Source organism: Deinococcus sp. YIM 77859 (assembly GCF_000745175.1).
In the GTDB taxonomy this organism is placed as follows: Bacteria; Deinococcota; Deinococci; order Deinococcales; family Deinococcaceae; genus Deinococcus.
Map to the genome: position 1 here is coordinate 1,916,106 of NZ_JQNI01000002.1, position 13,895 is coordinate 1,930,000.

Sequence of the window (13,895 nt, forward strand, 5' to 3'; positions counted from 1 at the left end):
ACAGTGAAACCTGCTCCTGTGGATAACTCCACGGTCGAGCCCCCTGCCGCAGAGGCTTCCAAAAAAGAGCGTCTGACACACCAAAAAGAGCACTGGCACTGGGCGGAAGCAGCAGGCTCACCCAGGAGTTATCCACACCAGCTGTGGATAACCCTGTGGATAACTCCTGCCCTGCGTTACCTTTTCTCGTTGCCGCCGCTGTTCTCGGCCAGGCCCAGCGAGTGGGCGATGATCTGCCCGCCCTGCACCACATTCTGCGGAGTTCGTAGGTTGATGCCCACCCCGGCAAAGGGCACCCGAGCGGCCGTGTGGGTCTTGATCCGCAGATTCTCCAGGTTCCCGTGGTCGCTGCTGAGCACGGCGCGTGCGCCCGCCTCCAGCAGGCCGCTGAGGAGAGCGTCCACCCGTTGCAGGTAGGCGGCACCGGCCCGGTGAACCTCCGGGGAGAGGAGCTCACGGCCCCGGTGCCCCAGGTGATCTCCGAACCACAGGTCACAGACGAGGAGGTCATACGCGCGGGCAGCCCTGGCCAGCGCCTCGCCCAGCCGCGCCACCTCCGCCAGGGAGGTCTGCTCCGGCCAGGGTTCGGCGTAGCCTAGACCAAGCGTGGGGGAAACCGGAGGAACAGCGGGCGGATTGAGGGGAAGACCCGCAGCCTGAAACGAGTAGGGAAAGCAGCCCATACGGGGGCGGCGAGCCTGCGCCGCAAAGTAGGCAGGCGGATAGTGGTTCGCCAGGGCGACCCTTCCCCCAGCTTGCGCGAGCCGCCCCGGAAGCGCCTCGGCGCGCAGGAGCCGTTGCAGGGTAGGCCCCGGGTACGGCCCGAAGTGCTCGCCCATCAGGCGCACCGCGTCCTGCCCGGTCAGCCAGCACGCCTGCCCGGTGCCCGACTGCGGCAGCCCCGGCACGCCCAGCGTCGCGTCCAGCGCGTGGCCCCCTCCACCAGCGCCCGCAGCACCGGCAGTTCTGCCTCCCACACCGACTCCCGCGGCGCGTCCTGCGGGTGGCCCACGCCGTCGAGCGCAAGCCACACCAGTCCGGTCATGGGGGGACTCTAGAGCGGCCAGCGGTCAGCCGTCAGCAGTCAGCAGAACAAACAAAAAGGCCCCGGCCGTTGCCGAGGCATCTTTTTCCTGCTGAGGGCTGATCCCCTCCCCCCTCGCGTCCATCCCGCCCACGAAAAAGGCCAGGGCCACGAACACCAGGGAGGCGAGGGAGAGCCCAGCGCGTGGAAGGAGGCCGCTACACTCGTTCCCATGACGGTCTTGCGTGTGGCGGCGGCGGCGTATCCGGTGGATGTCCACCCGGACAAGCGTGCCTATGAGGCGAAGGTGACGGCCTGGGTGGCGGAGGCAGCGGGAAGGGGCGCGGGGCTGCTGGTGTTTCCGGAGTACGCCTCGCTGGAACTGATCAGCCTGTTGCCCCGCGAGCTGCACCACGACATCCTGGGGATGCGCCCGGCCCTGCAGGCCTTTTTGCCGGACTTTCTCACCCTGCACGCCCGCCTTGCCCGTGAGCACGGGGTTGGCATCGTGGCGGGAAGTTTCCCGGTGGCGCAGGGAGAAGGCTTTGTGAACCGCGCCTATGTGTTTGGCCCGGACGGCCAGCAGAGCCACCAGGACAAGCTGCTGATGACCCGCTTTGAGGCCGAGGAGTGGTTGATCTCGCCGGGAGCGGGCACCCGTGTGTTTGAGCTGTTCGGGGTGCGCTTCGGCGTTGCCATCTGCTACGACAGCGAGTTTCCCACGCTGGCCCGGCGGCTGGCCGAGGGGGGAGCCGAGGTGCTGGTGGTGCCGTCCTTTACGGGCGCGCGGTCCGGCTATACCCGCGTGCGAGTGGGGAGCATGGCCCGCGCGCTGGAAAACCAGATCTACGCGGTCCACGCCCCTCTCCTCGCGGATGCCGACTGGACCTATGCCGTCGAGCAGGCGGTGGGGCAGGCGGCTGTGTACGCCCCCGCCGATGGCGGCCTTCCCGAGACGGGCCTGATCGCCGAGGGGGCTTGGGGGCAACCGGGCTGGCTGGTCACCGATCTCGACCTCACCCTCATCCGGCAGGTGCGCGAGGACGGCCACGTGCTGAACTGGCGTGACCGCACCGCCAGCGAGACGCGCCCCGGCCCGGCAGAAGTTGTGACCTTGGGTGAGGCCGTCCGTGCCTGAAGCCGCCACCGTCCGCGTCCTGACCGCCGCCGATGCGCCCGCCTACCGCGAGGTGCGTCTCCGGGCGTTGCAGACCGACCCGCTCGCCTTTATCACCACCGCTGCCGAATTCGCCGGGCGGCCCCTGACAGAGGTGGCTGCCCAGCTGGAGCCCCGCGCCGACGCCGTCACCTTCGGTGCGTTCGTGGCCGGTGAATTGGTTGGCCTCCTGACCATCGTGCGGGAGGAGCGGGCCGCCCTCAGGCACCGCGCCAGCATCTTCGGCGTGTCGGTGCAGCCGGAGGCCCGGGGGCGGGGGTGCGGAGACGCCCTGCTGCGGGCGGGGATCGCCCACGTGCGGACCTGGGAGGGCGTGACCTCGCTGCACCTCGCGGTGATGGAAACGCAGCACCCCGCCCGCCGCCTGTACGAGCGGCACGGCTTTCAGGTGTGGGGCACGCAACCGGACGCCGTTCAGGCCGCGAACGGGCAGCGGTACGCCGAGCACCACCTGATTCTGCGGCTCTGAACGCCGGGGACGGATGGGCCCTGTTCCCCTTTCCCCCACCAAAGCAAACACCGGACTCCTGGGAAAGGAGCCCGGTGTTGCTGACAAGGCTGCGTTAACGCAGGATGCGCAGCGCCTTGAGGATGGCGATCAGCACCACGCTGCCCACGATGCCCCAGATGATGCTCCAGAAGCTGAAGCCGCTTCCCGCGACCTCGGCGCTGCCGATCCCAAGCAGGCCACCAAAGATCCACTGGGCCAGGAGTGCGCCCACAATGCCGATCAGGATGTTGGCGACCGCGCCCTGCTGGGCGTCGGTCTTCATGATCAAGCTTGCGAGCCAACCACACAGGGCACCGACCAGAATAAGGATGATCCAACTCATAGTTTCTCCCTCCAGGACGTTGAGTTTCAACGGTGTGTCCGTTGCTTTAGGCGCACAATGAAACTCGGCGGTTCGCCGCAGTGTGGCTTGCCCTACCTTCTCAAGGGTGAACCAAGACGGGATGGATGTCCCGCGAATTCGGCTTCAATTCCCGCTCTAGAAACGGGCCGCTCTCTTCTCATGTCTGATCAACGGCTGACGGCTGGGCAGCGGGCGCAGCCTGTCTTACCTCCCCGGCGGCGGCGGCGGGGGAGGCCGGTAGGATGAGCCGGACCGGCCCCGTCTCCAGGCCCAGCCTGCTCGGGACTGAGGGGCCGCGGAGGAACCCCGCATGCCCGGACTGATTGAACGCTACCGCGAGTACCTGCCCGTGACCGACCGCACGCCCCCCCTCAGCCTGCACGAGGGCAGCACGCCGCTGATTTCCGCGCCGCGGCTGAGCGAGCGGCTGGGCGTCGACCTGTATCTGAAGTACGAGGGCCTCAACCCCACGGGGAGCTTTAAAGACCGCGGCATGGTGATGGCGGTCGCCAAGGCGGTGGAGGACGGGGCAGACACCATCATCTGCGCCAGCACCGGCAACACCAGCGCCGCCGCCGCCGCCTACGCCGCCCGCGCGGGCCTGAAGTGCATCGTCTTGATTCCCGATGGGAAGATCGCCCTGGGCAAGCTCGCGCAGGCGATGGCCTACGGCGCGCGCGTCGTGGCGATCAACGGGAACTTTGACGCGGCCCTGCGGTTGGTGCGGCAGATCAGCGCCAAGCACCCCATCGCGCTGGTGAACTCGGTCAATCCCTATCGCCTCCAGGGACAGAAGACCGGAGCCTTTGAGATCGTCGACGATCTGGGGCGCGCGCCCGACATCCTCGCCATTCCGGTGGGCAACGCCGGAAACATCAGCGCGTACTGGATGGGCTTTCGTGAGTACTCCGAGGCGGGCCGGAGCAGCACCCTGCCCCGCCTGTGGGGCTTTCAGGCGGAAGGCGCGGCGCCCTTGGTCCGCAACGCCATCGTGGACGAGCCGCAAACCATCGCCACGGCCATCCGCATCGGCAATCCGGCCAGCGCCGACCTCGCCCGCGCTGCTGTGCGCGAGTCGGGTGGCCTCTTTGACCTGGCCTCCGACGACGAGATCATGCACGCCTACAACCTGATTGCGCAGGAGGGCGTGTTTTGCGAGCCTGCCAGCGCCACGCCGGTCGCCGGGCTGCTGAAACTGCACGCGGCGGGGAGGCTCACGCCGGGCCAAACGGTGGTGGCCGTCCTCACCGGCAACGGCCTCAAGGATCCCAACGCGGCCCTGCACGCCGTAGAGGCCCCGGCGGCGGTGGAGGCGAGCATGGAGCGGGTGTTGGAGAGCGTGTTGTGACGGCGAGCGGCATGAGGAGACGGGTCGCCAGCGCACAGCCCTTCCGGCGCCTGGGCTCCAGCCGCGCGGAGGCTCACGCATGACCTTGACGGTCCGTACTCCCGCCTCCAGCGCCAATCTGGGACCGGGGTTTGACAGCCTGGGCCTAAGCCTGCCCCTCTGGACGACCCTGCGGATCACGCCGCAGGCGGGAACGGAGATCGTCCCGCTGGGCTCGGAGCTGGCGGGTACACCGGCCGACGAGCGCAACTACGTGTACCGAGCGATGACGCTCGCCGCAAAACGGGCCGGTCAGCCCCTGCCTCCCGCCCGCGTGGAGATCACGACCGAGGTGCCGCTCGCGCGCGGGCTGGGGTCGAGTGCGGCGGCGCTCGTCGCGGGGATCGTCGCCGGCAATGAGCTGCTGGGACGACCCCTGAGCGAGGCGGAGGTACTGGACGTGGCCGCGCGGGAAGAGGGGCACCCAGACAACGTCGCCCCGGCCCTTTTGGGCGGGATCGTGGTCGCCACGCTGGACAAGTTGGGCACGCACTACGTCCGCCTTGACCCGCCCGCACACCTTGGCGTCACCGTCCTGATTCCTGACTTTGAGCTCAGCACCAGCAAAGCCCGTGCCGTGCTGCCTCAGGAATACAGCCGGGCCGACGCCGTCCACGCCCTTTCACACGCCGCGCTGCTCGCCGCTGCCCTCAGTCAGGGCCGCTTGGACCTGCTGCGGCACGCGATGCAGGACTACCTGCACCAGATCTGGCGCGCGCCGCTGGTGCCCGGCCTGAGTGACATTCTGGAGGAAGCCACTGGTCATGGTGCCCTGGGAGCCGCGCTGAGCGGCGCAGGACCAACCGTGCTGTGCTTTCATGACACCCGTGAGGATACGGCGCGCCTGCACACCTACCTTCGGGGTGTCATGCGCCGCAACGGGTTGACGGGGCGAATTCTGGATCTCCCGGTGGAGACGGGGGGAACCGTGGTGAAGCGGGAGTGTTAAGCCCTGGTGTCTCAGGCCCCGAGGGGGTTGTGCGCTAGCCTGCGGCCGGCTGAGCTGGGGAGGCTGGCCGAGTGGAGAGATAGCTGATCGAGCGCCAGGGAATCGCCAGGTTGCAGCCGTTCACCGCGATCTCGAAGGGTGTGGTCGGAAGGGCGGCCTGGTTGAGGGTACGGCTGAGGCGGTCGCGTTGGGTGGGGGTCATGTCGAGGGTCACCACGTCGCCGTTACACAGGTGAAGGTTTACGGTCAGCATCGCGCCTCCGGGGAGTGGTTCTGATCTTCTGATGGGCCTCCTTCAACTTAAGCCTCCTTTTCTTACCCCTGTCTTTCCGGGGCAGGCCCGATCCCTAGTGCTCTACGCGCACGGACGGCAGGAGGCGGTCAAGCCAGACCGGGAGCCACCAGTTCCACTTTCCAGCCAGTTTGAGAAAGGCGGGCACGAGCACCAGGCGAACGAGGGTGGCGTCCAGGGCGACGGCGACCGCCAGGCCCAGACCGATGCTCTTGTTGGCGACGACGCGGCCGGCCATAAAGGCACAGAAGACGATAAACATGATCAGCGCCGCCGACGTGATGATGCGGGCGGTGCGCCCGACGGCCCGCACGACCGCCTCGTCGTTGGGATGGCCCTGCAAGACCTCCTCGTGCACGCGCGAGAGCAGGAAAATCTCGTAGTCCATGCTGAGGCCAAACATCACCGCGAAGAGGATCAGGGGCAGGCTAGCGTCGAGCACGCCCACGTCCTGCGGAATACCCAGCGGCCCGGCCAGAAAGCCCCCCTGCACCACCAGGGTCACCACGCCGTAGGCTGCACCCACCGTCAGGGCGTTCATCACGATGCTCTTGAGGGGCACCAGCAGGCTGCGAAAGGCGACCATCAGCAGCAGGAAGGTTGCCGCAAAGACCGTCAGAACAGCGGGGGGCAGCGCGTTCGTGAGGGCACGGCTGAACTCGCGCTCGCCTACGGGGGCCCCACCCAGCAGGAAACGGAAGCCCGAGCCCGCCAGCGCCGCGCGCAGCCGTGTCTCGAAAGGGTCGATCTCGTCCGCGCGCAGGGGCGTATTCGGCACAACGGTCACCCGCAGCAGGGTGCGGTCTGCGCTGAAGGAGCGCCGGGTGAGCAGGTTCAGGGCCGCGAGCGCGTCTGTTCCCCCGGCGCCCAGCTCGCCGCGCAGGTCCGCCGGGGTCAGAAAGGGGCTGATGACCGTCTGCACTCCGGGCAGCGCGCGCAGCTCACCCACGACCTGCTGAAAGCGGGCGCGGTCCTCTGGCCCATACCGCTTCCCCTCCAGGTCGAGAATCACCTCGAACTGGCTCAGGAGGCCTCCTGCGCCCAGGCGGCGCACGTCGGTGAGGGCGTCCCGGCTCTCCACCCCCGGCGTGAGCCCCCAGGCACCCGCGTACCCCGTCTGCATCTGCCGAGCGGGAAGGGCCAGCCCCAGCAGGAAGAGGGTGCCCAGGAGGGCGGCCAAGCCGGGCCGCGCCGTGACCCGCCGAGCGAAGGCGGTCCAGGCGGCGGAGGCCTGCGCGTTTTGACTCCAGGTGAGGCTCAGCAGGCGGGGACTGTTCACCCGTTCGCCCAGCAGGGCCAGCAGTGCGGGCAGCGCCGTGATGCTGGCCAGCACGGTGAGCAGCACGGTCAGCACCCCGCCCAGGCCCATCGAGCGCACAAAGGCGATGGGTGGAAGCACCAGGGAGGCCATCGCAATGGCCACCGTCAGGCCACTCAGGAGCACGCTGCGGCCCGCGGTGAGGACGGTCCGTGCCGCCGCCGCCCGCGCGTTCCCGTCGCGGCGCAGCTCCTCGCGAAAGCGGTTGACCATCAGCAGGGCGTAGTCGATCCCCGCCCCCAGGCCGAGCATGGTGATCACGCTCTGTGCAAAGGTGCTCACCTCGGTCACCCGGGTCAGGCCGTACAGGCCCGCCATCGCCACGGTGATGCTCAGCACGCCCACCACGAGGGGCAGTCCCGTGGCGACGAGCGCCCCGAAGACGCCCAGCAGCACCAGGCCGGTGAGGGGCAGCGCGGCGAACTCGCTGCGTTTGGTGTCGCTCTCGGCCAAGGCGGTGAAGTCGTCCGCGATGGCCTGCCCGCCCGTCACCCGTACGTCAAGTGCCGGAGACTTCGCCGCAGCGGCGTAGGCCCGCACGCGGGCGAGGGTCGGTGTGGCCCCCTCCAGCAGCGGAATCTGCGCCACCGTCAGGGCCAGGGTGCCGTCCTCACTCACGGTGGGCACCACACCCTGTGCCCCGGCCCGCAGCACACGGGTCACGCCCGGCACGGTCTCCAGCCCGGCGATGAAGCGGTCGTAGGTGGCCTGGCCCTCCGCTGTGGTGAGGGGCGGGTGATGTCGGGTGACCAGCAGGGCGGTGTTCGTGTCCGTTTCCCCGAAGCGTTCGCGCAGCAGGGTGGTGACGCGGGTGCTCTCGGCACGCTTCAGATCCCCGGGGTTGGCGCTGAGGCGTCCCGGCGCGAGCGACGCCGGGGAGGCGCTCAGCAGGGCCAGCAGTGCCCACAGCAGCAGCACCAGGTGCGGGTGGCGGGTCACGAGCGGGGCAAGGGCGCGCACGGAAAAAGTAGAGCACGCCGAGGAAGCTCACCCTGTCCAGGTCGCTTACCCCACCTGCGTCATTCGCACGACGCGCCCGCCTCTCTCCGCCCCCTACCGTGAGGGCAGGGGGCAGACGGCTCGCCGCTTCCGCAGGAGACGCCTAGCCAGGCTTTCCTGAAGGCTGTCAGGAGGGGGAAGACCATGCAGCACCAGTACGACGTCCAGCACGACAGCGCCCAGTGGAGGTTGGAGGAACTGCACGCGGTCGCGGCCCGCGAGCGGCTGTGGCGGGGTGCCGCGCCCAGCTCGGGCGTGCGGAAGCTGCTGTACCCCCTGTTCGTCCGTCACTGACGGCAAAAGCCCTCTGAGGCGAGAGCGTCTTCCCTTGGCGGCGCCCGCCTCAGAACAGCTCATCCAGCAGGCGGTAGTAGGCCAGCTTGCGTTCGTCCACCAGCGCGCGCCCGTAGAGGTCGAGGAACCGCTCGGCGTGCTCCGGTCCCAGGTTGTGCCGCAGGCTGCGCCAGGCGAGCGCGAGGTCGGCGTGCCGGTCCGCCAGGCCCGCACGGCCCACATCCACGAAGCCCTCCACGTACTCACCGTTCAGCAGCACGTTCGGCAGGCAAGCGTCGCCGTGCGTGACGACGATGTCTTCCGTCTCGGGACGGGTGCGGATGAGTTCGCTGAGGAGCTCGGCGGCGCTGCGGCCCTGCCGTTCCTCGTCGAAATCGCTCTCGTCCACCACCCCGGCCTGCACGCGCTCGCGGGCCAGGCGCAGGGTGACGGGGAGCGACATGTTGAAGGGGCACTCACGCACTGGGAGGGCATGCAGCTCGCGCAGGGCGCGGGCCAACAGGTCCGTGACGCGCTCGGGGTGGAGCGCTGCGTCCGGGTGGCTCATGGGAATGCCGGGCAGGCGCGACAGGGCGAGGTACTCGTGCGTGGGGGTCACCTCGTACCCGACCACGGCCGGTACCGGCACCCTTCTCCACAGCCAGCGCAGCCGCTCGCGCTCCTGCAGGAGGGTGCTCACCGGCAGGCCGCCGCGCGCCTGCACCTTGACCACGTATCTCTGCGAGCGCCATACCTCCGCGCCGCTTCTTCCTGTGGTCACCGCCTCCCAACGGGCAGCGGGGAGCACGCGGCGAAGGGATTCGGGGAGCACAGCAGTCATGCGGGCAGGATAGGGCGTCGCGCACGAGCGGGCGGCGTGTCCGGCGGCCGTCTTTGCCGCAGAGGACGGCCTGAAGAGATGCACCGTGTTCAGCCCTGCGCTCCAAAGGAAAGGGGGAGATGGACCGCCCACCGGGCCGCATGGGGTGTCCCTGGCCCTGTAGACTGCCCCCGATGAAGGTCGGTCTGCTGGATTCGCTGGGCGCACGGTACGGGCAGTACTGGGCAGCTTTCCTCAAGGAACTCGGGGTGGAGGTGGTGCAGCCCGCGCTGCCTGCCGCAGAGGCCCTGGCGCTGGGCAAAGCGAGCCTGCCGGGGGAGCCCGTGCAGGTGCAGCTCGCGCTTGGGCGCGTGCTAGAACTTGCGCGGACAGACGCGGTGCTGATTCCGCAGACTCTGCCGGTGGCGGATGACGCCTGGGGCGAAGCCCTCACGGAGTTGTTACCCCGGCGCATCAGCAGCCTGCCGCCGCTGATCGCGGTTCCCGACGGCGGGGAGGCGATGGCCAAGGCAGCTGCGGAGCTGGGGCAGCGGCTGACCCGCAATCCCGGTCGGGTACGGCTGGCCCTGGAGCGCGTCAAGCCCCTGGCGGCCGAAAAGCGCGAGGAGATGCCCCCCCTGAGCCGTGCCTCGCGGGTGACGGTGGCGGTGATCGGGCCGCGCGCGCTGCTCGCTGATTCGGACCTCAGCGCTGGCCTGCGGGCCGCGCTGGAGGCTTTGGGTCTGCATGGCGTCTACGCTTCTGACCTGCCTGCCGCGCAGGTGGCGGCGCGCGGGGCCAGGCTGGAGCGGGCAGAAGCGGCCCCGGCGGGCGAAAAGGCGCTGTTCGGGGCGCTGAAGCTGCTGGACAGCAAGAGTGCGGTGCGGGGGGTCCTGTTTGCCGCGCCCGCCCGTGACGGGGCGCACCGCGCTGCCCTCACGCGGCTTGCCGCGCTGACCCACAAGCCTGCCCTGGTGATCGATGTGGACGCGGGGCAGACGGAGTGGCCAGAGCTCAAAGCCTTCCGTGACCGCCTGACCCTGGGGGCCACGGCCCGCCCCGCCGGGGAGGACGCTTGAAGCTCTGGCGCTGGCTGATGACGCCCGACCCCGAGCCGGGCTTCACGGGCCGAAAACTGGGCCGTCTCCTGCTCCGGGTGCTGGTGTTTACCGTGCTGGCCACCCTGCTTTCGGGGCTGTTGCGCCTTGCCGGATTGGGGCCTTACCTCGATACCTGGTGGGGCACGCTGATCTTTGTGCTGCTGCTGTATCTCCCACTCTTTCGCTTCCTGACGGTGGATTCCTTTGTGCCGCGCCGCCTGGCGGACCAGACGCGGGGAAAAAGCCGCGCGCAGACCCGCGCCGAGCGCCGCCGGGAACGCCACCGTTACGCGGGCGTTCGCAAAGCGCCGCCGCGCGGGGGGCGGCGCTAGAGCGCGGTCATGACCCACGGCAAGGCCCGCCCTGCCCGCGAGTGGGCCGCCGAGAGCCTCTTTCGGCCCCTGGCGGAGCGTCTGGTGCCTCCCCTGGCCCGCCGCCGGGTGAGTCCGCCATCCGTCGTCTTGACCCACACCGCCCTGGGTGTGCTGGCCGGGGTGCTGCTGCGGCGCGGCCACCGCGTGACGCCCGGCCTGCTGCTGCAGGTCAAGACGCTGCTCGATAACCTCGACGGGCAACTGGCCCGGGCCACCAAGCAGACCACCGAGACGGGCCGCTACCTTGACTCAGAGATGGACGTTGTGGTCAACGCCGCCGTGTTGGTGGGCCTCGCTGGGCGCTGGGGCGTGCCGCTCACCCTGCTCCAAAGCCTGATCCTCACGGTGGATTACCTCTGGGAACGCGACCACCGCGCGGCGCGGGGCGAAGTCTTTCGCGAGCCTCCCGCCCAAGGGGGAGACAACCCCCGAGTGCTTGCCGCCTTGAAGCTGGTCTATGCCCTCTACTTCGCCCCGCAGGAACGGCTGCTGAATGCCCTCTTTGAGGAGCGGTTGCGGGCGGTGACGGGCGGAGCGCCGACTCCCGCCGATCGCCGCGCCTATACCCCCCGCGCGGTGAATGCGGTGGCCGTCAACCTCGGCCTCAGCACCCAGCTGCTGGTGCTGGGTGCCTGTCTGCTGGGGGGGCGGCCACGCGTATACCTGTGGAGTCTGCCTGCCCAGGTGCTGTTGCTGGTGGGCGTGCAGGCGTGGCGGGAGCGCAGGGTGCGCGCAGAGGCCAGCGCCCTCACACTCGCCTACCCCTCTTCCAGCGGGTAAGCTCGCGCCGCCCGCACCGCCAGCGTCACCAGATACCCGTAGAACACAAAGACTCCTAAAAAGACCAGCCAGCCGGGAAAGTTGCCGATGTCCGCCAGGGCAAAGGCCTCGGGAAATTCCAGGATCCACCCCTTGGGTTGAGCCAGGTCGAGCTTGGCAAACCACGCGAGGAGAACCGCCGCGTAGATCCACAGGTAGTTGCGGTTCAGTCGCCATCCCAGCGCGTCCGCGCGGCTCATGGGACTGCGCGGCTTGGCGAGTTCGGCCAGCAGAAGCTGGTGCCAGTTGGCATCCACCCTATCGCCCAGCATCGCTGGAAAGAAGAAGCGCTCCATGATCCGCACCCGGTGGTGTGCCACCTCGTAGATGCGGAACCGCCGGGCTTCCAGCCGCAGGAAGAAGTAGTTCATGAACATGGCAAACAGGAAGGTGGCGTGGCTGTTGTTCGGATCCCCCAGCGCGAAACTCGCTAGACCTGCTGTGGTGACCACCGACCAGTTGGTCGTCATGTCGAGGCGCTGGCGGTAGGCCGTCATCTTGCCGACCTCCGCGCGGTAGAGGTGAATCAGGGCGTTGGCGGTATTGGTGCTGTAACTGAGCTCTGTCAGGGTCTGGTCCAGCACGGCCCCCGCTCCGCCGCCGCTTCCAGGCATCAAGCCACCTCCGCGTACGTCATGCGTTTAGGGTAAACCCGCGTGGTTACCGCAGGAAAAGATTCCTGCGCCGCTCAGCCCCCACGGTGGTGGCCGCGCCGTGGCCCGGGTAGATGACCGTCTCGTCCGGCAGGCTCAGCAGCTCGCGCCGGATCCCCTCGATCAGCTGCGGGTGGTTCCCGCCGGGCAGGTCCGTGCGCCCGATGCTGCCCTGAAAGAGCGTGTCGCCCGCCACCACAAACCCCGGCAGTTGTTCCGTCTCGGCCACGAACACCACATGCCCCGGCGAGTGCCCCGGCAGTTCCCGCGCGGTCAGACGCAGCTTTCCAGCGGAAAAGACCTGGCCCTGCGCGATTGTTCCGTCCGGGTCGGCAGGCTGCGTGAAGGGCAGGTTCCAACGCGCCGCCGCCGCCGCACCCAGACGGTAGAGCGGCAGGTCTGCTGGATGCAGGTACACCGGCACGCCCAACGCCTCCCGAGTGGGCTGAACGGCCCCGATGTGATCGAAGTGGCCGTGGGTGAGGAGAATCGCCCGCACGGTCACCCCCGCCTGCTGCACCAGGGCCAGCAGCGCTTCGGCGTCGTCGCCGGGGTCGATCAGGAAGCCTTCGCCGTTCGGGGCGGCCACCAGCACCGCGTTTTCCTGAATCGCCCCGGTCGGCAGGGTCCATATCCGGGCAGAGCCATGTTCTCGCGCCTTGGTCATGGCGGGAGTGTAGAGCGGAAAGGAGACCGGCTGAATCCCCCTGCTTACCCCTCCCCAAAGGCTGCTCGCAGGTTCAGGGCGAACACCTGAAAGCTCAGGCTGGGGCTCGCATAGGCTTCCAGAGCGGCTTGCAGGGCTTCAAGGGCGGCGTCGGCCCGCGCGCGTTCCTGGGAAGGGCGCGTGCGCCAGGCGAAACGCAGGGCCTCGGGGTGCCAGGCGGCGTCCCAGCGTTTTTCTAGGGCCTCGGCGGCCTCCAGGGCGCTGAGCAGGCTCCGCTCGGCGGCGGCCGTCAACTCGGCGGCGTCGGTCAGCGCTGCTCGCACCGCTTCTCGTGCGGCGAGCACGCCGGCCCGTCCAGCGGCAAAGGCGATCAGCTCCGGGTCGGGGGCTTCGCCGAAGAGGGCCAGGGTCCGTTCGATGGCCCGGTCGGGCGCAGGTGTGACGCTCAGGCAGACGCTGCGGCTTTGAATGGTGGGCAGGACCGAACGGCGGTCCTCGGCCAGGAAGATAAACAGGGCGCCGTGCGGGGGCTCCTCCACCAGCTTCAGCAGGGCGTTTCCGGCCTCCTGCCCCAGGTGCTCCGCGCCGTCCACCACCACCACGCGGCGGGAGAAGGTGGGCCGGAGTTCCAGGAACTCGAAAACGTGCCTCTCGTACTCGCGGTTCTTGTCGCGCCCTTCCAGGATGGCACCGATGGGAATCACCTTGCGCCGCGCGGCCTTGCCCGTCGCGGTGATCGTCCGCGGCTCGACGATGAGCAGGTCAGGATGGCTTCCCGCCGCCAAGGCGCGGCAGGACGGGCAATGGCCGCAGGCTTCGCCGTACATCCCGCGCGTGCCCGTGCAGTTGTGCTGCGCGGCCACCGCCAGCGCCACGTCCCGCTTGCCGACGCGCGCCGGGCCGGTCAGCAGCAGGGCATTGCCGCGAAAGCCGCTCGTCTGTTCGAGCAGTGGGCCGTGGAGGAGCGTGGTGGAGGGAAGGGTCATGGAGAAAGAACGGCGGGAAGCGGGCCTGGCCCCTTCACTTTCCAATGGCGAGCCGCGCGGCCAGCACCGGCGGCAACCCGGCGGCGAGGATCGCCTCCTGGGTGCGTGCCACATCATAGGGCACCCGAACCACTTCGAAGGAACCGCGCACGCTGTCATAGAGGGCGTAGCTGGCCTGAGGGTTCCCGTCTCGGGGCTGACCG

Annotated in this window: 16 protein-coding genes and 1 pseudogene (1 of these 17 only partly in view); 8 read left to right on the forward strand and 9 right to left on the reverse strand. The window is 69.1% G+C overall.

Going from position 1 to position 13,895, the window contains the following annotated elements:
• Window positions 1-176: 176 nt before the first annotated feature.
• Window positions 177-1,045, reverse strand: a pseudogene (locus EI73_RS09450) (metalloenzyme domain protein).
• A gap of 211 nt (window positions 1,046-1,256) precedes the next feature.
• Here EI73_RS09450 and EI73_RS09455 point away from each other — a divergent pair.
• Together EI73_RS09455 and EI73_RS09460 are read left to right on the forward strand one after the other, a co-directional pair.
• Window positions 1,257-2,162 (forward strand): carbon-nitrogen hydrolase family protein, encoded by a 906-nt coding sequence (locus EI73_RS09455; protein WP_034386187.1) that lies wholly within the window; start codon window positions 1,257-1,259, stop codon window positions 2,160-2,162.
• Window positions 2,155-2,670 carry a GNAT family N-acetyltransferase gene (locus tag EI73_RS09460; protein WP_034386189.1) on the forward strand — a complete coding sequence of 172 codons (516 nt, stop codon included), beginning with the start codon at window positions 2,155-2,157 and terminating at the stop codon, window positions 2,668-2,670. Before EI73_RS09455 ends, EI73_RS09460 begins: the two co-directional genes overlap by 8 nt.
• Before the next feature lie 94 nt (window positions 2,671-2,764).
• On the opposite strand, the gene EI73_RS09465 is transcribed toward EI73_RS09460, so the two are convergent.
• A complete protein-coding gene (locus tag EI73_RS09465) occupies window positions 2,765-3,034 on the reverse strand; it encodes a GlsB/YeaQ/YmgE family stress response membrane protein (protein ID WP_034386191.1) in 270 nt (89 codons plus the stop codon).
• Between the two features lie 331 nt (window positions 3,035-3,365).
• On the opposite strand from EI73_RS09465, the gene thrC reads away from it, so the two are divergent.
• Window positions 3,366-4,403, forward strand: coding sequence for a threonine synthase (gene thrC / locus EI73_RS09470; RefSeq protein WP_034386194.1), 1,038 nt, complete (start codon window positions 3,366-3,368; stop codon window positions 4,401-4,403).
• A gap of 79 nt (window positions 4,404-4,482) precedes the next feature.
• A complete protein-coding gene (thrB, locus tag EI73_RS09475) occupies window positions 4,483-5,391 on the forward strand; it encodes a homoserine kinase (protein ID WP_034386197.1) in 909 nt (302 codons plus the stop codon).
• 34 nt (window positions 5,392-5,425) lie between these two features.
• Here thrB and EI73_RS09480 read toward each other — a convergent pair whose 3' ends face one another.
• Both EI73_RS09480 and EI73_RS09485 read right to left on the reverse strand, forming a co-directional pair.
• The gene (locus EI73_RS09480) at window positions 5,426-5,644 is read right to left on the reverse strand and encodes a hypothetical protein (RefSeq protein ID WP_034386199.1); all 219 of its coding nucleotides are present in this window, start codon (window positions 5,642-5,644) and stop codon (window positions 5,426-5,428) included.
• 94 nt (window positions 5,645-5,738) lie between these two features.
• Complete coding sequence (locus tag EI73_RS09485) at window positions 5,739-7,961, reverse strand: MMPL family transporter (RefSeq protein WP_034386202.1); 2,223 nt, start codon at window positions 7,959-7,961, stop codon at window positions 5,739-5,741.
• Between the two features lie 183 nt (window positions 7,962-8,144).
• On the opposite strand from EI73_RS09485, the gene EI73_RS16315 reads away from it, so the two are divergent.
• A complete protein-coding gene (locus EI73_RS16315) occupies window positions 8,145-8,294 on the forward strand; it encodes a hypothetical protein (RefSeq protein ID WP_156103508.1) in 150 nt (49 codons plus the stop codon).
• Window positions 8,295-8,343: 49 nt separating this feature from the next.
• Here EI73_RS16315 and EI73_RS09490 read toward each other — a convergent pair whose 3' ends face one another.
• Window positions 8,344-9,114 (reverse strand): APH(3') family aminoglycoside O-phosphotransferase, encoded by a 771-nt coding sequence (locus tag EI73_RS09490; RefSeq protein WP_034386205.1) that lies wholly within the window; start codon window positions 9,112-9,114, stop codon window positions 8,344-8,346.
• Window positions 9,115-9,287: 173 nt separating this feature from the next.
• On the opposite strand from EI73_RS09490, the gene EI73_RS09495 reads away from it, so the two are divergent.
• Genes EI73_RS09495 through EI73_RS09505 form a run of 3 tightly spaced genes read left to right on the forward strand, consistent with a single transcriptional unit; the run spans window position 9,288 to window position 11,347 of the window.
• Window positions 9,288-10,172, forward strand: coding sequence for a hypothetical protein (locus EI73_RS09495; RefSeq protein ID WP_034386207.1), 885 nt, complete (start codon window positions 9,288-9,290; stop codon window positions 10,170-10,172).
• Window positions 10,169-10,525, forward strand: a complete 357-nt coding sequence (locus EI73_RS09500; protein ID WP_034386210.1) for a hypothetical protein — start codon at window positions 10,169-10,171, stop codon at window positions 10,523-10,525. Before EI73_RS09495 ends, EI73_RS09500 begins: the two co-directional genes overlap by 4 nt.
• 9 nt (window positions 10,526-10,534) lie before the next feature.
• Window positions 10,535-11,347: a CDP-alcohol phosphatidyltransferase family protein gene (locus EI73_RS09505; protein ID WP_034386212.1), complete on the forward strand. Its 813-nt coding sequence runs from the start codon at window positions 10,535-10,537 to the stop codon at window positions 11,345-11,347.
• Here EI73_RS09505 and EI73_RS09510 read toward each other — a convergent pair.
• The 4 genes in view from EI73_RS09510 to EI73_RS09525 are tightly spaced (at most 46 nt apart) and all read right to left on the reverse strand, a layout consistent with a single transcriptional unit that may run on beyond the window.
• Window positions 11,326-12,000, reverse strand: a complete 675-nt coding sequence (locus tag EI73_RS09510) for a DUF2270 domain-containing protein (RefSeq protein WP_034386215.1) — start codon at window positions 11,998-12,000, stop codon at window positions 11,326-11,328. The genes EI73_RS09505 and EI73_RS09510 overlap by 22 nt on opposite strands.
• A 46-nt stretch (window positions 12,001-12,046) precedes the next feature.
• Complete coding sequence (locus EI73_RS09515) at window positions 12,047-12,706, reverse strand: MBL fold metallo-hydrolase (protein WP_034386218.1); 660 nt, start codon at window positions 12,704-12,706, stop codon at window positions 12,047-12,049.
• 44 nt (window positions 12,707-12,750) lie between these two features.
• Window positions 12,751-13,692 (reverse strand): DNA polymerase III, encoded by a 942-nt coding sequence (locus tag EI73_RS09520; RefSeq protein WP_034386220.1) that lies wholly within the window; start codon window positions 13,690-13,692, stop codon window positions 12,751-12,753.
• Between the two features lie 34 nt (window positions 13,693-13,726).
• Window positions 13,727-13,895 carry the end of a metallophosphoesterase gene (locus tag EI73_RS09525; protein WP_034386222.1) on the reverse strand. The gene runs 584 nt beyond the window's last position, so 169 of the gene's 753 nt are visible here — the last part of the coding sequence; its start codon lies off the right edge, out of view; its stop codon occupies window positions 13,727-13,729.